Consider the following 19990-nt stretch of genomic DNA (forward strand, 5'->3'; position numbering starts at 1 on the left):
ACATTCCGGCCGGGGGATGTCACATTCCGGGGCCCCGAAGGCCTCGCAGTGGTGAGCGCGCCACTGGGAGGCCACACGAGATGTCCGAGATCCCCGTTCCCGACGCCGAGACGGCGACCGGTGTCTTCGTCGAGCACCGGGAGCTGTTGTTCGGCGTCGTCTACAACATGCTGGGCAGCGTCGCCGACACCGAGGACGTGCTCCAGGACACCTGGCTGTCGTGGTCGCGCCGGGGGCCGGGCGGGATCGACAACCCCCGTGCCTACCTGGTCCGGATCGCCGTCAACCACGCGCTCCAGCGGCGGGCCGTGATCAGCCGCCGCCGGGAGACCTACGTCGGCCCCTGGCTGCCCGAGCCCCTGGTCGCCGACGAGGACGGGGCCGACGACCCCGCGCTGCGCACCGAGTCCGTGTCGCTGGCGATGCTGGTGGTCCTGGAGTCGCTGTCCCCGCTCGAACGCGCGGTGTTCGTGCTGCACGAGGTGTTCGGGTACGCCCACACCGAGATCGCGGAGATCCTGGACCGCACTCCGGCCGCCGTACGGCAGGTGGCGCACCGGGCGCGGGCCCATGTGCACGCTCGCCGTCCGCTGTACGAGGCGCATCCCCGGGTCCGCCGGGAGGCGACGGAACGGTTCGTGCGGGCCGCTCTCGGCGGGGACCTCGCGGAGCTGATGGAGATCCTCGCGCCGGACGTGACGGTGTGGACGGACGGCGGCGGCAACCGCAAACCCTCGGCGCTGCGCCCGGTGCACGGCCGCGACAAGGCCGTACGGCTGCTCACCGGCTACGCGAAGCGGGGGGCGGGGCAGGGCGGGGCACAGGCGCCCGGTCTGGAGCTGCGCTACCGCAGGGTCAACGGCGACGACGCCGTCGTGCTGTTCCAGGACGACGAGCCGTACGCGGTGATCGTCCTGGACCTCACCCCGGCGGGCGACCGGGTCGCGGCCCTGTTCGTCGTGTCCAATCCCGACAAGCTCACGCATGTGCAGAAGGAGGAGTCGTGACCGCCACGGAACGCCCGGCACGGCCGGGGAAGGGCGAGCGGCTGTCCGGCTGGCTCGACGGACGGCTCGGCACCCGCACACTGGGGGCGAAGTACCTGCGCAAGGTGTTCCCGGACCACTGGTCCTTCCTGCTCGGCGAGATCTGCCTGTACAGCTTCGTCGTGCTGATCCTGACCGGGGTGTGGCTCACCCTGTTCTTCCATCCGTCGATGAACGAGGTGACGTACCACGGCAGTTACACGCCGCTGAACGGCGTACGCATGTCGGAGGCGTACGCCTCGACGCTGGACATCAGCTTCGACGTGCGCGGCGGGCTGCTGATCCGGCAGCTGCACCACTGGTCGGCGCTGGTCTTCGTCGCCGCGATGCTCACGCACATGATGCGGCACTTCTTCACCGGCTCGTTCCGCAAGCCGCGCGAGGTCAACTGGCTGTTCGGCTGGGCGCTGTTGTTCCTGGGCCTGTTCGAGGGCCTCTTCGGCTACTCGCTGCCGGACGACCTGCTGTCGGGCACCGGCCTGAGGTTCGTGTACGGCGCCACCTTGTCGGTGCCGGTCGTCGGGACGTATCTGGCGCTGTTCCTGTTCGGCGGCGAGTTCCCGGGCCACGACATCGTGGCCCGCTTCTACTCGCTGCACATCCTGGTGATCCCCGGCATCATGGCCGCCCTCGTGGTGGCCCACCTGATTCTGGTCGTGTACCACAAGCACACCCAGTTCGCGGGGCCCGGAAGGACCGAACGCAACGTGGTCGGGACGCCGTTCTTCCCGGTGTACCTGGCGAAGGCGGGGGGCTTCTTCTTCCTGGTGTTCGGGGCCCTGACGCTCATCGCGGCCGTGGCGAGCATCAACCCGGTCTGGTCGTACGGCCCTTACCGCGCCGACCAGGTCTCCACGGGCGCCCAGCCGGACTGGTACCTGGGGTTCGCGGAGGGCCTGGTGCGGGTGATGCCGGGCTGGGAGGTGACCCTGTGGGGCCACACGCTGATCCTGGGGGTACTGATCCCGGTCGTGATCTTCCCGCTGCTGCTGGTCTTCATCGGCGTCTACCCGTTCCTGGAGGCCCGGTTCACCAAGGACAGGCGGGAACACCATCTGCTGGACCGCCCGCGCAACCGTCCGGTCCGTACGGCGATCGGCGCGTCCTGGATCAGCCTGTACCTGATCCTGCTGGCGGGCGGCGGCAACGACATCGTGGCGACCCGGCTTCACCTGTCGATCAACGCCGTCACCTGGGCGGTGCGGATCGGCATGTTCGTCGTCCCGGCGGTCGTCTTCGTCGCCACCCGGCGGATCTGCCTGGGCCTTCAACTCCGCGACCGGGAGCTGGTGCTGCACGGCCGGGAGACCGGCGTGATCAAGCGGCTGCCGCACGGTGAGTACGTCGAGGTGCACCAGCCGCTCGATCAGGCCCGGCTCCACACGCTCACCGCGCACGAGCGGCCCGGTGAGCTGGTGGAGCATGCTCAGGTCAGTCTTGATCCGCCACGAAGGACGCCATCCGGGTCAGAGCGGAGTTCCAGTTGATGGTGTGCTCGTTGGTCGACCAGGACTGGATGTCGTCGATGTAGCAGAACTGGCCGACGCAGCCCTGGAGTTTGCTCTGTGCGTAGGGGTCCTGGATGCCCGAGTTCGCCCCGCCCGCGAGGGTGCCCTTCGGCGGGTTGGGCATGTTGGGGTCGAGCTGGTGGGCATACCAACGGGCGTGCTGGTTGTGGGAATTGACCTCGCCGTAGCCGGTCACGTACGAGATGTTCAGGGCGTTGCGGCCGAAGATGTAGTCGATGCCCTGGAGGGCGCCGTCCCGGTACTTCGAGGCCCCGGTGATGTCGTAGGCGGTGGCGATGACGATCCCGTTGTGCAGGATCTGGTGGTTGGAGCCCCAGTCGTAGCGGTTGCCCTCCGGGGCGTACGGCATGCCGTACGGGTGGGCGTTCAGGGTGGCCAGGTAGCGGTCGGCGCCCTTGACGACGGACTGCCGGACCTTGTCGCGGCCGGGCAGCTTGCTGGGCACGGTCGCCAGGTCCAGCCGGGCCGCCGCGGCCGTGCGGGCCCAGTCGTAGCCGACGGGGGTGAAGATGTCGGCGGTGTGCACCGGTGAGGCGAGCACGCGGTCCTGGAAGGCCTTCTCCCCGGTGGTGAGGTAGAGCTCGGCCGCCGCCCAGTAGAACTCGTCGGTGACGTTGTTGTCGGCGTAGGTGCCGCCTCCGGTGCCGTCGCTCTCCGAGGCGTACAGGTCGGGGTGGGCGAGCGCCGCCGTCCAGGCCTTGCGGGCGGCCGCCAGGGCCTTGGCCGCGAACGCCTTGTCGTAGGGCTTGTACAGACGGGCGGCCTGCGCGGCGGTCGCGGCCAGGTTCAGGGTCGCCGCGGTGGACGGCGGGTGCAGCTCGCGCTTCTGCGGGTCGTCGCTCGGCAGCAGCGGCAGACCGGTCCACTGCTCGTCGTGGATCTTGTGGTGGGCCATCCCGGCCAGCGGCTGCCCGTCCGGCACCTGCATCTTCAGCAGGAAGTCCAGCTCCCAGCGGGCCTCGTCGAGGATGTCGGGCACCTTGTTGCCGCTCTCGGGGATGGCGAGGGAGCCGTCGCCGAGCTTGGCGGGCTGTCCAGTGCGGGCCAGCAGTTCGCGCTCGTAGGTGCTCAGCACCTCCCAGGTGGAGATGCCGCCGTTGACGACGTACTTGCCGTGGTCGCCGGCGTCGTACCAGCCGCCGGAGACGTCGAGGGTGTAGTCGCACACGCCGGGCTGGCAGGGCACGTTCTTGTCGCCCTGGTTGGGGGCCACGTCGACGTGTCCGGCGGGGCGGCCGTAGCCCGGGCGCAGGTCGTCGCGGATCGCGATGCCGCTGCGCTGCGTGTAGTAGTACTTCGCCGCGTCGAGACGGAGTTGCTCGTAGGCCCCCGTGCCGATGTCGAAGGGCCTGCTGGTCTCGCCGTCCGCGACCAGGGTGAACCCCGCGCCGCGCTTCTTGTAGGCGCCGAAGTCGATGGAGTGGACGTTCTGTCCGGAGGAGGCGTCGGTGCCGCGCGGCAGCGTCCAGCCGTGGGCGACGACGGCGCCGGAGGCGCTCTTCAGCTGCCAGGGCAGTTTCGTGACGGCGTCGGTGACCAGGGTGGCGTTCTTCGGCCCGGCGGGCAGATAGGCGACCTGGTTGACCCGCACGCGAGGTCCGGTGTCGGGCTCGTACACCTCGGGCGGGACCCCGCCCAGCAGGGAGACGTCGTCCATGCAGAAGCGGAACGGGTCGGCGCCACCGCCGAGTTGGAAGCCCACCTGGCCCTGCGCGGTGTCGACGGGCGAGGTGAACGTGTAGGAGTAGGAGTTCCCGGAGACGCTCAGCTGCGGGCTCACCTCGAAGTAGGTGTCGTAGGGCGCGACTTGCAGCCCCACGATCGCCCGCGCCACGTGCCCCTCGGGCGAACCCTTCGCCGTGAAGGAGAACTTGTACGACTGGCCCTTCACCAGGGTGACGTCGTTCTGGCCGACGGCGGCGTCCCAGCGGTTGGCGGTGCCGCCCGGCACGTCCGCGCAGAGCTGTCCGTCGGACAGGCCCGCGGTGACGTTGCTGGTCGTCCACCAGGGCTCGGTGGTGGTGTCGAAGGTGCCGTTCTTGAGCTGCTCGACCTCGTCGGCCGTGGCCGGGGATGCGGGCGAGGCCACGAGTGCCGCTCCCAGCAGGGTGGTCAGGGCCAGCAGGGCGGTTCTGCGTCTGTTCACGTCCGGGCTCCTCGGGGGAGGTACGGGCGGCGCTCGGAATGGGAGCGCTCCCAAATGACGGTCGCAGGCCATGCTTGTTGCAGGCATGACACCTCGTCAACGGTCCGGACGGGACGTGTTCCCGCCCGGACCGCCGTCGGCGGGAATCAGCTCCCCGGCAGCTCCAGCCCGGTGATGCGCACCGCGCCCCGGGTCTCACCCGGATACGCGCTGGTCAGCGTGAGCCGGAGCCGGGAGCCGCGGACCGGCTCGAAGGTGATCACCGTGGGTTCGCCGGAAGCGGTGGCCCAGTCGACGGAGACGCCCTCGACCGGCACGTATCGCGTCCCGTCCCACACGGCGGCCTCGACGGAGGCGGGCAGGCTGTGGGCCGCGCTCAGGGTGAAGGAGATCTCCGCCCGGTCGAAGGTCCTGGTCCGTCCGTGGTCCACCGAGACCCAGTCCTCGGCCCGCGCGCCGCTGAAGGCGGGCAGCAGGGCGGTGGCGGCCTTGCTGAAGGCGTTGGACCAGCCGGTGGCGGGGTCACCGTCGAGCATGGCCGCCGGCAGCGTGTCCGGGCGGCCGGAGTAACTGGCGTCCGCCACCGGGTAGTTGGGCGCGGCCGGCAGATCGGGGGTGAAGGCGGCCGGCTCGGTGAGGGCGGCTGAGCGGGACGGGGTGGTGCGGACCTTCGCGGTACCCGCCCGCAGCCCGTCCGCGCTCGCCGTCACCTTCAGGACGCCGGGCTCGGTGCCGGCCCGCACGATCGCGAGGGCCTTGCCGTGGAAGGCGGTGCGGGTGGCGGCCTGATAGCGCTCGGCGCTCTCCTGCCGGCCGTTGTCGAGCCCGGCCAGCGAGCCGCCGGTGACCGCGAAGGACAGGAGGTGTTCGGCATCGGGCACGACCACGCCACGGGCGTCGACGACGTCCGCGGTGACGAAGACCAGTGAACGGCCGTCCGCGGCGAGCGACGCGCGGTCCGCGGTGAGGCGTACGGCGTGGGGCCGGCCGGCCGTGCGCAGCACATCGGTGGCCACGGTCCTGCCGTTCCTCCTCGCCACCGCTTTCAGCTCGCCCGGCGCGTACGGCACGTGCCAGGTCAGATGGAGCTTGCCCGCGCTGCCGTTCGGGCTGGTGTAGCTGCCGGGGTAGGGGCCGTCGGTGAAGGTCTTGTCGTCGCCGGTGGCTTCCGTGGTCTCCAGATAGGCCCGGCCGTCGGTCGTCCTCTTGGTGTCGAAGGTCCGCACGCCGAGGGACTCGCCGTCGAGGAACAGCTCGACCTCGGGGACGTTGGCGTACGCCCACACCTCGACCGTCTCGCCCTTGTTGTGGTTCCAGGTCATCGGAACGAGATGGACCATCGGCCCGTCGGCCCACTGGCTGCGGAAGAGGTGGTACATGTCCTTCGGGAAGCCGGCGGTGTCGACCGCGCCGAAGAAGGACGCCTTCACCGGGAAGACGTCGTACGGCGTCGGCTCCCCGATGTAGTCGATCCCGGACCACAGGAACTGCCCGGCGAACCACTTGCGGTCCCGGTCCTTCTTGTGGCCGTACTCGCCGCTCATGGTCCAGGAGGCGAGGTTGTTGTCGTAGGACGAGGTCTCCCGCCGGCCGGGGGTGTGGTTCTCGCCGGTGTTGAGGTGCTCGGGCTCCTGGTAGGCGCCCCGCGTCGAGGTCTCCGAGGACGACTCGGACTCGAAGAGGAAGAGGTGCGGGTAGGCGGCGTGCAGTTGGTCCACCGACTTGGCCGTGTTGTAGTTCAGGCCGAGGCCGTCCAGTTTGGCCAGCATCAGGTCGGCCGCCGACCCCTTGGCGGGCAGGCGGCGGTACTTGTCGGAGCCGATGATCAGCGGACGGGTGTCGTCCACGGCTCTGATCGCGGCGATGATCCGGTCGGCCATGGCGAGTCCGGCGGTGGACGTGGAGTCGGGTATCTCGTTGCCGATCGACCACATCAGCACCGCGGGCGAGTTGCGGGCCGCGAGGACCATCTCGGTCGCGTCCTTCTCGCACCACTCGTCGAAGAACCGGCCGTAGTCGTAGCGGGTCTTGGGGCTCTTCCAGCAGTCGAAGGCCTCCACCAGCATCACGATGCCCAGCTCCTCGCAGACCTGGATCATCTGCGGGGAGGGCGGGTTGTGGGAGGTGCGGAAGGCGTTGACGCCCATCGACTTCATGAGGGTCATCTGCCTGCGGATCGCGTCGATGCTGACGGCCGCGCCGAGCGCGCCCAGGTCGTGGTGGAGGTCGACGCCCTTGAGCTTGTGATAGTTGCCGTTGAGGTGGAAGCCCTCGTCGGGGTCGAAGCGGAAGGCGCGGAAGCCGAAGGAGGTGCTGCAGGTGTCCGTCGTGGTGCGGCCGACGCGCAGTTCGGTCCGCACGGTGTAGCGGTGGTGCGGTGTCCCGAAGTCCCACGACTTCGGCTCGTGGACCGTCAGTTCATGGGTCTCGGTGGCCCGGTCGGTGACGGCGACCGTGGAGGACGTACGGGCGACGGTACGGCCGCGGGGATCGACGATCCGGGTGACGATCTCGACGTCGGCGGCGCTGCCGGACGCGTTCACCACGGACGTGGCCACCCGGACGAGACCCCGCTCTTCGGTGAGGTCCTCAGTCGTGACGCGGGTGCCCCAGCGCTCCACGTGCACCGGGTCGGTGACCACCAGACGGGCCTCGCGGTAGATGCCGCTGCCCGAGTACCAGCGGCTGCTCGGAAGCCGGTTCTGCACCTTGACCGCGATCACGTTCTCGGTGCTGCCGTCGGTGTGGAGCAGGTCGGTCAGGTCGAGGGCGAAACCGGTGTAGCCGTACGGATGGCGGCCGGCCTCGGTGCCGTTGCAGTAGACGTACGCGTCCATGTAGACGCCGTCGAACTCCACCGAGATCCGCTTGCCGGCCAGGGCGGCCGGCAAGGTGAAGGCGAGCCGGTACCAGCCCAGGCCCCCGGGGAAGAAGCCGGTGCCGCTGGTGGTGCCGTTCAGCGGGGTCGGGGCGAGTTCGATGCTCCAGTCGTGCGGAACGGCGATCTCGCGCCACCCCGAGTCGTCGTAGCCGGGGGCGGCGGCGTCCGCGTACTCCCCCGTCGGGTCGCTGATGCCGCCGGGATCGACCAGCGCGAAGCGCCAGCCGTCGCGCAGCGCGACCGTGCGGCGGCCGGACGCCTTCCCGGCGGACTCGGCCGCCTCGGCGGCGGAGGTGGCCTGGAGGACGCCCGCGGCCGGTGCGGCCGTGGAAGCGAGCAAAACCGTTCTGCGCGTGACCGTCATGGCGGCTCTCTCTCATCGGGCCCAGAAGTACTCACAACTGATCGTGAACGAACACAATCTGACGGTGAGCAACTTGCGGCCGTCAAGGGTGCGGTCAGCCGCCCGCGCACCAGGCGTCACCTCGGCCGGATTTCCCTCTTGACGCCGGCCCGGCCAGGGGTGGGGGATCCGCAGGGGTTCACCGTCCGTCCGCGAGCGCGACCCACTAGGCTGGAACCCAAGTGAACGTGTTTGTTCACTGAGAGTGCGCGCAATGGAGTGGCGGCGATGACCCTCGTGTACCCGTTCGACGACGCGGCGACGGCTCGGGCCGTCGTCGGTGAGGACGGCACGCTGGTCGCGTGGAACGCCGGCGCGCAGCGGCTGCTGGGCTGGTCGCCCGCCGAGGTCGTGGGCAGACCGGCGGCGAACCTCCTGGTGAGCGGCGGCGAGGACACACCCGACGGGCCCGTGGCCGGCCGCTGGGACGGCACCCTCACCCTGTGCCACCGCGACGGCACCGCCGTGTCGGTGTGGCTGCTCGCGCACCACCGGCACTCCTCCGACGGCGGCCCCGGGCACTGGCTCGTGGTCACCCCGCTGGACCCCGGCGGCCCCGGCTCCCTCGACGACCCGCTGGGCACGGCCGTACTGACCCAGTCGCCCTGTGCCGTCGCCGTCTACGACGCACAGCTGCGCCTGCGCCGCGTCAACGACGCCATGGCCGACGTGATCGGGCTGCCGGAGAAACGCATCCAGGGCCTCAGACTCTCCGAGATCGGCGGCAAGCGGCAGAGCGAGGAACTGGAGGAGCACCTGCTGGACGTGCTCACCACCGGCCGGGCCAAGGACGTGCAGACCTACATGCAGACCGGCGGCGAGGACAACGCGCACGCCTGGCTGGCCCGGATGGCACCGGTCACCGACCCCGGGGGCCGGGTGCGCGGCGTGTGCCTGGTCGCCCACGACTTCACCGACCACTTCCTCGCCCGGGAGCGGCTTCAGCTGGTCAACGAGGCGAGCGTGCGCATCGGCACCACCCTCGACGTCACCCGCACGGCCCAGGAACTGGCCGACGTGTGCATTCCGGCGCTCGCCGACTTCGTCAGCATCGACCTGCTGGACCCGCAGGAGAACGGCGAGCCGCCGTCGAGGCTCGCCGCCCCGGTCGAGCTGCGCCGCGCCGCCCACCAGTCGGTGGAGCCCGGCAATCCGCTGGCGGTGGTCAAGCCGGGCCACTCGGAGGTGTATCCCGCCACCTCACCGCAGGCCGACTCGCTGGTGGCGGGCCGCACCATCGTCGGCACGGTCGCCTCCGGGCGCCTGGACCAGTGGCTCAACTGGAACAGGACACGCGCCGAGCGGGTCAAGGAGTACGGCGTCCACACCACGATGTCCGTGCCCATCCAGGCCCGCGGCCAGACCCTCGGGGTCGCCGTCCTCACCCGCTACCGCCGGCCCGACCCCTTCACCGCGGACGACGTGCTGCTGGCCGAGGAGATCACCGCGCGCGCCGGGCTCTGCATCGACAACGCCCGCCGCTTCTCCCGCGAGCGCGAGACCGCCCTCGCCCTCCAGCGCAGCCTGCTGCCCCGCTCCCTGCCGCGCACGGCCGCCGTGGAGGCGGCCTCCCGGTATCTCCCGGCCGCTCGGGCCGGGGTGGGCGGCGACTGGTTCGACGTGATCCCGCTGTCGGGAATGCGGGTCGCGATGGTCGTCGGGGACGTGGTCGGACACGGCATCCAGGCCTCGGCGACGATGGGCCGGCTGCGCACCGCCGTCCGCACCCTCGCCGACATCGACCTGGCCCCGGACGAGCTGCTCACCCACCTCGACGACCTCGTCGTACGGCTGTCCGCGGAGGCCGGCGCCGAGGGCAGTCCCGGTGAGGTCGGGGCCACCTGTCTGTACGCGGTGTACGACCCGGTGTCGCGGCGCTGCACGCTGGCCCGGGCCGGGCACCCGGCGCCCGTGATGCTGACGCCGGGCGGCGAGGCACGCCGGGTGGACCTGCCGGCGGGGCCGCCGCTGGGCGTGGGCGGGCTGCCGTTCGAGTCCGCCGAGCTGGCGCTGCCCGAGGGGACCGTGCTGTCCCTGTTCACGGACGGGCTGATCGAGTCCAGGGAACGGGACGTCGACTCCAGCCACGCCCTGCTGTGCGCGGCCCTGGCCGCGCCCGCCGACTCCCTGGACGAGAGCTGCGACCGCATGCTGCACGCGCTGCTCCCGCCCGGCGGCTCCACGGACGACGTGGCCCTGCTGCTGGCCCGCACCCTGGGGCTGCCCGCCTCCCAGGTGGCGACCTGGGACATCCCCGCCGACCCGTCGCTGGTGGCACCCGTCCGCAAGCAGGTCGTGGAGCAGCTGGGCCGCTGGGACCTGAGCGAGGCGTCGTTCACGGCCGAACTGGTGACGAGCGAGCTGGTGACGAACGCGATCCGGTACGGCGCCCGCCCCATCCGGCTGCGGCTCATCCATGACGCGACCACGCTGATCTGCGAGGTCTCCGACACCAACCACACCGCACCGCATCTGCGGCGCGCCAAGACCTGGGACGAGGGCGGCCGCGGACTCCTCCTGGTCGCCCAGCTCACCCAGCGCTGGGGCAGCCGGCACACGGCCGACGGCAAGACGATCTGGGCGGAGATCGGGCTCCTCGACCTGGAGTAGAGCCCCGTACGGGCCGCGATCGTCTCGAAGTGAGCGAACTTTTCCGGGCCGTCCCGCATCGGAGCCTTGTGAGAGGGCATGCGCGGTACGCGCGCGTGCGTGGATTCTCCGGGAGTGTGGAGACATGACGAACAGGTCCCTGGGTGTGCGGCGGGCGGCACTGCTCGCGAGTTCGGTCGCGTTGCTCGGCCTGCTGGCGGGCTGCGGCGACGGCGACGACACGGCGAGCGCCCCGCCCTCGGAGTCCGGCACGGCGGCCCCCGCGACCACCGCGACACCGTCCGACCCCGGCCCGGGCAGCGGGGTGCCGACCGACGCGGCGAGCGCCTCCCGCACCCCGTCCGCGCCGCCCTCCCCCGCCGGTGGCACCCGCTGCCACACCTTCGAGCTGAGCGCCTCCGTCGGCCGCAACAATCCGGGCGCCGGGCAGGAGAACTTCCCGGTGGTCCTGACGAACCGGTCGAGCCGCACCTGCACCCTGCACGGCTATCCGGGCACCGCGTTCGTCGACGCGTCCGGCCGGCAGCTGGGCCCGGACCCCCAGCGCTCCGCCACCGAGCCCGAGACCGTGAAGCTGGCGCCGGGCCAGAGCGCCTGGGCCGGGCTGTCCTTCGCGAACCCGGAGGTCAGCGGGGCGGGCACGGCCACCCCTGCCGCCCTGCTGGTGACCCCGCCGGACGAGGAGGACCCGCTGAAGGTCCCGTGGAAGTCCGGGGAGGTCCCGGTGTCCGGCAACGAGTCGTCGGTGCGGCTGATCCCCTTCAGTCCCGGCACCGGAGCCTGAGCGGTCGCGACCGGGGTAGTGGCAGGTTTCTTACCTCCGCCTGGTTTCATGACCGGGCACGACCTGCTCATCTCCCGAAGGATCCGCCCTGAACACCCCGCTCGCCGAAGCCCTGTCCGTCGCCCTGCTCGTCGCCGTCCTCGTATGGGCCGTCCTGCGTCCCTTCGGCCTGCCCGAGGCGGTGGTCGCCGTTCCGGCGGCCGTGCTCGCGGTCGTGACCGGGGCGATCTCCCCGGAGCACGCGTGGGCGGAGGCCGAACGGCTGGGACCGGTGGTCGGCTTCCTGGCCGCGGTCCTGGTGCTCGCCCACTTCTGTGACGTCGAGGGACTGTTCCAGGCCTGTGGCGCCTGGCTGGCACGGCGGTCGGCCGGCTCCCCGGGGCGGCTGCTGACCGGTGTGTTCGCGCTGGCCTCGGCGATCACGGCGGTGCTCAGCCTGGACGCCACCGTGGTGCTGCTGACGCCGGTGGTGCTGGTCACCGCGTCCCGGATGGGGGCCCGGGCCAAGCCGCACGTCTACGCGTGCGCGCATCTGTCGAACACGGCCTCGCTGCTGCTGCCGGTGTCGAACCTCACCAACCTGCTGGCCTTCGAGGCGAGCGGGGTGAGCTTCACCCGGTTCGCCCTGCTGATGACGCTGCCCTGGCTGGTGGCGATCGCCGTCGAGTACGCGGTCTTCCGGCGCTTCTTCGAGACCGACCTCACCGTGGTCGACCACTCCCCCGAGCCGTCCGAGGAGCCCGCGCTGCCCCTGTTCGCGCTGGTCACCGTCGGCTGCACACTGGCCGGGTTCGTGGTGGCGTCCGCGTTCGGCGTCGATCCCGCCTGGGTCGCCTGCGCGGGGGCGCTCGTGCTGGCGGGCCGCGCTCTCGTCCGCAAGCAGGCCACCCCCGCCTCGGTGGTGCGCTCGGCGTCCCCGGCCTTCCTGGCGTTCGTGCTCGCCCTCGGCATCGTGGTGCGCGCGGTCGTCGACAACGGGCTCGCCGACGCCCTGAGCCATGTCCTGCCCGACGGCACGGGGCTCGTCGCGCTGCTGGGGATCGCCGCGCTGGCCGCCGTCCTGGCGAACCTGATCAACAATCTGCCCGCGGTCCTGGTCCTGCTCCCGCTGACCACCGCGGCCGGGCCCGGCGCGGTCCTCGCGGTGCTGCTCGGGGTGAACATCGGCCCGAACCTGACCTATGCCGGCTCGCTGGCCACGCTGCTGTGGCGGCGCATCCTGCACCGCCACGACCACGAGGTGGGGCTCGGGGAGTTCACCCGGCTCGGTCTGCTGACCGTGCCGACCGCGCTCGCCGCCGCGGTGGTGGCGCTGTGGGGCTCGCTCCAGCTCGTCGGGACCTGAGCGGGCTCAGCGCCTGCCGCCGTAGCCGCCGCCTCCGTACCCGTAGCCCCAGCCGTAGCCGCCGCCGTACCCGCCGCCGTCCTGGCCGCCCCAGGAGCAGGCGTACGGGTTGGCGGAGCAGTTGTCGCTCGTCGACGGGCTGCTTGACGGGGTCGGCGTGGCCGTCGGGGTGGCGGACGCCTTCGGGGTCGGTGGGGGTGTCCTGGTGGGCGCGGGCGCGGACTTCGGGGTCGGTGCGGGGCTGCTGTCCGCGTCCCAGTTGACCGCTTCCATCTGCGGGTCGGTCTTCGAGGTGTCGAACACCCAACGCTGCGCGGGGCCGTCGTCGCGGTTCTTCAGGACCAGCGCGCCGGATCCGTCGGTGGCGGCCGGCGTCAGGGCGAGGTCCTGGTCCCAGCGCGGTACGAGGGTGCCCTGGAGGGTGAAGTCGTAGCGGATGTCCTTGGCCTCGGGCGCGGTGGCGCCGCCGCAGGTCGCGAGGCGCACCGAGAAGCCGAGGTGGGAGTCCAGGCACAGGTCGGGGTCGGCGGCGCTGCGCAGCAGTCCGTCGGTCTCGTACGTCCACTGCTGGCCCTCGGCCCCGGAGCACTTGGCGAGTTCCGTCTCGACGCCCTGGGCGATCTTCTTGCCGACGACGCCGACGCACAGCCCGGACTCGACGTTGTGCAGGCGGCCGCGCAGGTCGCCCTGGCGTGCCTCGCCGGCCCCGGCCCAGGACGGGTCGCTGGTCGCGGAGGCCGTGTCGGAGCCGGACGCCTCGGACGGGGTGCCGTCGGCGGGGGCCTTGTCGTCCGAGTGGAACGAGGACCACATGACCAGGGGAAGGACGACGAGCCCGCTCACCGTCAGGACGGCCGCGGCGAGGTTGCGGCGGGAGGTACGGCGGGCGGCCTTGTGGGCCGAGCGGCGGGCGGCCGAGCGCGTACGGGAGCCGGGATCGGCGGGCGCCGCGGCGGCGGGTCCGGGAGCGGCGGCTGTGCTCTGGCCGGGGGCGGGGAAGGGCATCGGCGTACCGAAGGCCTCTGCCACGAACGGCCGTTCCGGGGCGTGCTGTCGGGCCTCCTGCGCCGCGCCCGTGTCGTCGAGGCTCAGCCGTGCCTGCACATAGGCGGCGGCACCCCAGCCGAGCACGGCCTCGGCGAGGGCGAGGCCGAGCTGCCCGTTGAACTGGTGCAGTTGGTCGGCGGTGTGCATGCAGTGCCTGCACCGCTCCAGGTGCTCGCGCAGATCGGGGTCGAGTTCGACACCGCCGCGCCGGTAGGTCACGTCGAGCAGCCGCAGATAGTGCCGGCACTCCTGCTCGGGGGCGAGTTCACGGTGGACCTGGAGGCATTCCTCGCGCAACCGCTCGCGGGCCCGGCGGAGTTCGACGCCGGCGTCCTCCTCGTCCAGGCCGAGCAGAGCCGCGGGAACGCCGATCGGCTCGGCCTCGACCTCGGTGTGCCACAGCAGGCAGCGGGCGGACTGCTGCAGGCGCTGGAAGGCACCGGACAGCAGACGCCGCTCGGCGGGGGGCAGAAGGCGGGCCGCGGCTCTGTCGCCGCCCGCCTCGGTTCTCAGCGTGGGGTGGAGCATCTCCCGTCGGCCGTCGGAGTCCCACTCGGCCGCGATCCGGCGGACGGTGACGAGCAGATGGGGCCGCCACGCGGCGGTGGGCCCGGTGTGCCGCAGGGATTCGCCGAAGAGGCGGGTGAACGCTGCCGTGGTGAGCATGCCCGCGGGGCGGGGACCGTCGGTGCACAGCCGCGCGTAGGCGAAGGCGGCTTCCCAGTGCCGGTCGAGAAGTTCACCGACGGGCTGCAGGGCCGGCGTCGTGCCGCTCCACTTCTTGAGCTCGGCGCTCAGCTGTTCGTCCGTGACGTCGTACGGGCGAACCGGAGACGGGGAATTCGACAGGCCTGCGTCATTCACGGCGGCATTTCCTCCCGAGGGCATGCTGCATTGCTTAAAGTCCATACCAATGGGTACGTCCGCCTGGGGCAGCTCTTTTGAAGCGTGAAGGGCGTACGGAGGGGGTCAGGAGCACACAGGGGGAATATGCATTGTCTGTGTGCTGACAAGGCACACCTTTGCACAGGTCAGGGACGCCCAACAAGTGATCCCACGGTTTTGCGCGTCCCGTCCGCCCGGCACAGATAGACAATGCGTCAACACCGATGCCCCGATGATTGCCGCTCTCCTGATTGCCCCGTCGGAAACAGGATTCAGTTAACTCCGAGAAGAGATCCAGCCAACCATTGAACCTCCACTACACAGCGCTTCCGGGCGGCCCCATGATGTCATGCCTCAACCATTGAGCACGGCGGCCCGGTAGGCCCCGGGCGGTGTCCCGTAGCGGTCGCGGAAGACCCGGTTGAAGTGGAAGGGGCTGGCGAAGCCCGAGGCGGCGGCGACGCGTTCCACGGACAGGTCGGTGCTTTCCAGCAGCCGGGCGGCGTGCTGCAGTCGCGCCTCGCGCAGTGCCCGCATGGGCGAGCGGCCCGACTGCCGGGTGAAGAGGTGGGCGAACCGGGACGGGGACAGCGCGACCTCGCCGGCGAGCGACCGGACGGTGTGCGGGGCGCCGGGGTCCGCCGCGATCAACTCCTGGGCACGCCGCACCCGGGGGTCGACATCGCTCCCGGGCCGCGTCCCGTGCGCGGTGCCGGCGGTGAGCAGGACGACCTCCTCCAGCGCGCCCAGGGCGAGTTCGCGGGCGGTGGTGCCGTGGGCCACGGCGACGGCGACCCGGTCGTCGGGCGGGGCGGTGTCGGGCGGGGTGCCGGTGCCGGTCCAGCGGGCGTCGGCGAGCATTCGGCGAAAGGCCGCCTCGATACGGACGTGCGGCCCGTCGCCCGCGGGGCCGGGGCTGACGACGTACAGGCCGTCTCCCCTCTCGTGCGGCCCCAGCCAGGCGCTCCAGGCGGGTCTGGCTCCGCAGTGCGCCCACCAGAACTCCCAGTGGTCGGCGCCCTGTCGGACGCCGTAGCGGTGCGCGGTGCCGGGGGCGAGCACCACCAGGTCCCCGGCGCCGGCCCCGGTCTCGGTCCGTCCCTGACGCAGGGTGCCCCGGCCGCCCACCGTCCAGGTGAACAGCCAGCTGTCGGCGCCGCGCGGTCGCTGGACGGCGTAGCCCGGGAGTTCGTCGTAGCGGCCGACGACCACGAGGCCCGGTGGCGGTCCGGGGTCGCCGGACGCAGCGGTCTCGGGCAATCCGTCGGCGGTCACGGGCATCCTCCTCGCACGGGCTGCGGCCTAGCGTGACGAGTGGAACACATTCGAACAGGGACGACCAGGGAGTGGCCGCATGACAGTCACAGGCATCGAGACAGGGGTCCGGCAGTTCCAGGAGGACGGCTTCATGGTCGTCCGCGGACTGTTCGCACGTGACGAGATCGACGCGCTGTGCGGACAGTTCACGGCACTGCACGCGGGCGGGCCGGTACCGGGGCACTTCGAGCCGAGTGCGCCGGGCGGGTCGACGGACCCGCTGCGCAGGTATCCGCGCGTGATGCAGCCGCACGAGATCAACGAGCTCGCGCTGCGGTTCCTGCTGGACGCCCGGCTGCGGGAGGTGCTGGAGACGCTGCTCGGCGAGGAGGTGCTGGCCGCGCAGAGCATGTTCTACTTCAAGCCGCCGGGGGCGCGGGGACAGGCGCTGCACCAGGACAACTTCTATCTGCGCGTCGAGCCGGGCACGTGCGTCGCCGCCTGGGTGGCCTGCGACGAGATCGACCGGGACAACGGCGGGCTGGAAGTCGTCCCGGGCACGCACCGGATGGACCTGTTCTGCCCCGAACTCGCGGACTCGCAGGTGTCGTTCGCGCGGGAGTACGTGGCACCGCCGCCGGGGCTCACCGCGACTCCCGTCGACATGGCGCCGGGGGACGTCCTTTTCTTCAACGGCAGCCTGGTGCACGGGTCGCAGCCCAACCGCACGGCCGAGCGGTTCCGGCGCTCGTTCATCGGGCACTACGTGGGAGCTTCCACCGAGCGGATCGGCCACTACTACCGGACGTTGTCGATGAGCGGTGCGCGGGTGCCGTTGCCGGAGAGCGAGGGGGCGGGTCCGTGCGGTACGGAGTTCGCACCGCACGGACCGCACTAGCCGGCCCGGGTGCGGGCGGGACCTGCCTCAGCTGTGACCGACGACGGGGCGGGCCGTGTACGGCCCCTCCAGTTCCTCGATCTCCTTGTCGCTGAGCTCCAGTTCGACCGCCGCCACCGCGTCCTCGATGTGGTGCGGCCTGCCCGCGCCCACGATCGGGGCCGCCACCGTGTCCTGGGCCAGCAGCCAGGCCAGGGCCACCTGGGCACGGGGGACGCCCCGCTCGACGGCGATGCGGGTGACGGCCTCGACGATGGCGCGGTCGCCCTCCTGGTAGAGGCGGCTGCCGAAGTCGTCGGCGGAGCTGCGGTCGGTGACCGTGCCCCAGTCCCGGGTCAGGCGACCGCGGGCCAGCGGGCTCCACGGCAGGGCGCTGACCCCCTGGTCGGCGCAGAGCAGCAGCATCTCGCGCTCCTCCTCGCGGTAGAGGAGGTTGTAGTGGTTCTGCATGGACACGAACCTGGTCCAGCCGTGCCGCTCGGCGGTGTACTGCATCTTGGAGAACTGCCAGGCGTACATCGAACTGGCCCCGATGTAGCGCACCTTGCCCGCCTTCACCAGGTCGTGCAGCGCCTCCATCGTCTCCTCGACCGGGGTGTTCGGGTCGAAGCGGTGGATCTGGTAGAGGTCTACGTAGTCGGTGCCGAGGCGCCTGAGGCTGTGGTCGATCTCCGTCATGATCGCCTTGCGGGACAGCCCGGCGGCGTTCTGTCCGGAGCGCATCCGGCCGTGCACCTTGGTCGCGAGCACGATCTCGTCGCGGTTCGCGAAGTCCGCGAGGGCCTTGCCGACGATCTCCTCGCTGGTGCCGTCGGAGTAGACGTTGGCGGTGTCGAAGAAGGTGATCCCGGCGTCCAGTGCCTGCCGTATCAGCGGCCGGGACGCCTCCTCGTCGAGGGTCCACTCGTGCACGCCGCGGTCCGGCAGGCCGTAGGACATGCATCCCAGACAGATCCGCGAGACGTCCAGGCCCGTCGAACCGAGCTTCACGTACTGCATCGTTGCTGCTCCTGCCTTCGAGAGGGGTCCGAAGGGGAGCCTACGATTCAGGTGCGCCCGGTGTCCCCGGGTCGGAGACCCGCGTTCACCCTCTCTACGGCTCCACCAGATCCAGCGCCCGCTCCCACCCGAACTCCTCCCCCTCGGCGCCCCGGTAGGGATACCCGAACCGTACGCCCGTCCCCCGCAGCCGGATCAGGCTCTCCTGATAGGCGGGGTGAGCGGCGAGGTCGTCGGAGACACAGGTCAGGACGCCGACCGGGACGCCCCGGCCGACCACCTCGCACAGCGTGCCCACGGCGAGGGTGTCGGCGATTCCGGCCGCCCACTTGTTGATCGTGTTGAAGGTGGCCGGGGCGACCACGACGGCGTCCGGGTCCGGGAAGGGCCGCGGGTCCCCCGGGCGGCGCCACGCGGAACGGATCGGGTGGCCGGTCTGCGCCTCGACGGCGGCCGTGTCGAAGAAGCCGTCCATGGCGGTGGGGGTGGCGATGACGCCCACCTGCCACTCCCGCTCCTGCGCGGCGGTGATCAGCTTGCCGACGTCCGCCGCGATGCCGGCGGCGCAGACCACGACGTACAAGAAGGGCGGTATCTCGTCGCGTTCGCTCACGCCGGCACCCTACTGAAGCGGGAAGGACTGCCCCCGCTCGCTCTCCGGCCGCGGCCCGCGGATCCGGCGCTCCCCCTCCTCGACGGGGACGTCGTTGATGCTCGCCTCGCGCCGGGTCATCAGGCCGTGCTCGTCGAACTCCCACAGCTCGTTGCCGTACGAGCGCCACCACCGCCCCTCGGTGTCCTGGCACTCGTACTGGAAACGGACCGCGATGCGGTTGCCGTCGTACGCCCACAGGTCCTTGCGCAGGGCGTACTCCCGCTCGCGTGCCCACTTCGCGGTGAGGAAGGCGACGATCTCGGCGCGGCCGGTGACGAAGGTGCCGCGGTTGCGCCACACAGAGTCCTCGGAGTAGGCGAGCGCCACCCGCTGCGGATCGCGGGTGTTCCAGGCGTCCTCGGCGGCCTGCACCTTCTGGGCGGCGCTCTCGCGGGTGAAAGGCGGCAGGGGTGGGCGGTCGGTCATGTCGTCCTCCGTGGCCGGGCGGCCGAACAGGGGGAGAACGTGCGTTCTCCGGGTGGCTGCTACCGTAGGAGAACGCACGTTCTCGCGTCAAGGAGGAGCTTCCATGGACAGCGCAGTGGCCCGTGAGCGGGTGCTGGACGCCGCCGAGGAGCTGTTCTACGGGCGGGGCATCCAGTCCGTCGGCATGGACGCCGTACGGGGCGCGTCCGGGGTGTCGCTCAAGCGGCTCTACCAGCTGTTCCCGGCGAAGGAGCAGCTGGTGGAGGCGTATCTGGAGCGGCGGGACGGACGATGGCGGGGTCGGCTGGCCGCGTTCGTGGAACTCCGGCCGACCCCTGAGGAGCGGATCCTCGCGGTCTTCGACTGGCTGGAGGAGTGGTTCGGCGAGGAGGGCTTCCGCGGGTGCGCGTGGATCAACTCGTACGGCGAGCTGGGCGCGACCTCGGACCGGGTGGCGGCCCAGGTCCGGGCGCACAAGAGGGCGTTCGCGGACTACCTCGCTTCCCTCGTGGCCGCGGCGGGACGGCCCGCGGCACTGGCCGGGCCGCTCTTCCTGCTCGCCGAGGGAGCCATGGTGACGGCGGGGATCACACGGAGCACCCGCCCTGCCGCCGAGGCCCGCGAGGCGGCCCGGCTGCTGCTGGACCCCCGCTGAACGCCGGCCGACGACCGGCGCCGTGACCCGGTCACGGGCCCGCGCGAGGCAGCCCGCCGCGAGGTCCGCCGTACCCGCCAGGCGCGTCAGCGGACGGGCCGGGCGAGCTCGGCGGCCACGAAGTACGGCTTCCGCCCGCCGGCTGGGGATGTGGTGCGCCGGGCCGGCTGCGGCGGGGCGAGCTCAGGAGGCTCGACCCGCCTCGCCGGGTCGGCTCACCGACTCCGCCACGGTGATGGCGGAGACGGGACAGGACCGGGCTGCCTCCCGGACCATCGGGTCGCCGCCGCCGTCCTCCCTGCCGGGCAGAAGCGTGCTGAAGCCGTCGTCGTCCTGGGTGAAGACGCCCGGGGCGGCCAGGGCGCACTGGCCCGCCCCGATGCAGACGTCCTTGTCGATGTCGATGTCCAAGCGCATCGTCGGA

15 protein-coding genes are annotated in these 19990 nt (G+C 71.6%); 7 read left to right on the top strand and 8 right to left on the bottom strand.

Annotated features, from left to right (window positions below; all coding sequences use genetic code 11):
- Positions 1–80: 80 nt before the first annotated feature.
- Both sigJ and qcrB read left to right on the top strand, forming a co-directional pair.
- A complete protein-coding gene (sigJ, locus tag AQI94_RS13185; protein WP_031048557.1) occupies positions 81–1007 on the top strand; it encodes an RNA polymerase sigma factor SigJ in 927 nt (308 codons plus the stop codon).
- Positions 1004–2533: a cytochrome bc1 complex cytochrome b subunit gene (qcrB, locus tag AQI94_RS13190; RefSeq protein ID WP_031048556.1), complete on the top strand. Its 1530-nt coding sequence runs from the start codon at positions 1004–1006 to the stop codon at positions 2531–2533. Before sigJ ends, qcrB begins: the two co-directional genes overlap by 4 nt.
- On the opposite strand, the gene AQI94_RS13195 is transcribed toward qcrB, so the two are convergent.
- The gene (locus AQI94_RS13195) at positions 2478–4721 is read right to left on the bottom strand and encodes a glycoside hydrolase family 9 protein (RefSeq protein ID WP_031048552.1); all 2244 of its coding nucleotides are present in this window, start codon (positions 4719–4721) and stop codon (positions 2478–2480) included. The two genes, qcrB and AQI94_RS13195, sit on opposite strands and share 56 nt — an antisense overlap.
- Before the next feature lie 146 nt (positions 4722–4867).
- A complete protein-coding gene (locus AQI94_RS13200; RefSeq protein WP_031048550.1) occupies positions 4868–7966 on the bottom strand; it encodes a glycoside hydrolase family 2 TIM barrel-domain containing protein in 3099 nt (1032 codons plus the stop codon).
- A 267-nt stretch (positions 7967–8233) separates the two neighbouring features.
- Here AQI94_RS13200 and AQI94_RS13205 point away from each other — a divergent pair, with 267 nt between their 5' ends.
- From AQI94_RS13205 to AQI94_RS13215, 3 genes are all read left to right on the top strand, one after another.
- Positions 8234–10615, top strand: a complete 2382-nt coding sequence (locus AQI94_RS13205; protein ID WP_062229735.1) for a SpoIIE family protein phosphatase — start codon at positions 8234–8236, stop codon at positions 10613–10615.
- A 124-nt stretch (positions 10616–10739) separates the two neighbouring features.
- On the top strand, positions 10740–11399 hold the full coding sequence (locus AQI94_RS13210; RefSeq protein WP_062229736.1) for a DUF4232 domain-containing protein: 660 nt from the start codon (positions 10740–10742) through the stop codon (positions 11397–11399).
- Positions 11400–11487: 88 nt separating this feature from the next.
- On the top strand, positions 11488–12744 hold the full coding sequence (locus AQI94_RS13215; RefSeq protein WP_063760186.1) for an SLC13 family permease: 1257 nt from the start codon (positions 11488–11490) through the stop codon (positions 12742–12744).
- Between the two features lie 6 nt (positions 12745–12750).
- Here AQI94_RS13215 and AQI94_RS13220 read toward each other — a convergent pair whose 3' ends face one another.
- Entirely contained in the window at positions 12751–14655 is a 1905-nt protein-coding gene (locus AQI94_RS13220) for an RICIN domain-containing protein (protein WP_062229737.1), read from the bottom strand.
- A 375-nt stretch (positions 14656–15030) separates the two neighbouring features.
- Positions 15031–15951 (bottom strand): helix-turn-helix domain-containing protein, encoded by a 921-nt coding sequence (locus AQI94_RS13225; protein WP_037943811.1) that lies wholly within the window; start codon positions 15949–15951, stop codon positions 15031–15033.
- Between the two features lie 79 nt (positions 15952–16030).
- Here AQI94_RS13225 and AQI94_RS13230 point away from each other — a divergent pair, with 79 nt between their 5' ends.
- Complete coding sequence (locus tag AQI94_RS13230) at positions 16031–16831, top strand: phytanoyl-CoA dioxygenase family protein (protein ID WP_031051765.1); 801 nt, start codon at positions 16031–16033, stop codon at positions 16829–16831.
- Positions 16832–16858: 27 nt separating this feature from the next.
- Here AQI94_RS13230 and AQI94_RS13235 read toward each other — a convergent pair whose 3' ends face one another.
- From AQI94_RS13235 to AQI94_RS13245, 3 genes are all read right to left on the bottom strand, one after another.
- A complete protein-coding gene (locus AQI94_RS13235; protein ID WP_031051763.1) occupies positions 16859–17830 on the bottom strand; it encodes an aldo/keto reductase in 972 nt (323 codons plus the stop codon).
- A 94-nt stretch (positions 17831–17924) separates the two neighbouring features.
- A complete protein-coding gene (locus tag AQI94_RS13240) occupies positions 17925–18443 on the bottom strand; it encodes a flavoprotein (protein WP_031051761.1) in 519 nt (172 codons plus the stop codon).
- Positions 18444–18452: 9 nt separating this feature from the next.
- Positions 18453–18911, bottom strand: coding sequence for a nuclear transport factor 2 family protein (locus AQI94_RS13245; protein WP_031051759.1), 459 nt, complete (start codon positions 18909–18911; stop codon positions 18453–18455).
- Between the two features lie 103 nt (positions 18912–19014).
- On the opposite strand from AQI94_RS13245, the gene AQI94_RS13250 reads away from it, so the two are divergent.
- The gene (locus AQI94_RS13250; protein ID WP_031051757.1) at positions 19015–19566 is read left to right on the top strand and encodes a TetR/AcrR family transcriptional regulator; all 552 of its coding nucleotides are present in this window, start codon (positions 19015–19017) and stop codon (positions 19564–19566) included.
- 183 nt (positions 19567–19749) lie between these two features.
- Here AQI94_RS13250 and AQI94_RS13255 read toward each other — a convergent pair whose 3' ends face one another.
- Positions 19750–19977, bottom strand: coding sequence for a ferredoxin (locus AQI94_RS13255; protein WP_037943581.1), 228 nt, complete (start codon positions 19975–19977; stop codon positions 19750–19752).
- Between the last annotated feature and the right edge of the window lie 13 nt (positions 19978–19990).

It is taken from the genome of Streptomyces pseudovenezuelae (assembly GCF_001513955.1).
GTDB classification, from domain to species: domain Bacteria; phylum Actinomycetota; class Actinomycetes; order Streptomycetales; family Streptomycetaceae; genus Streptomyces; species Streptomyces pseudovenezuelae.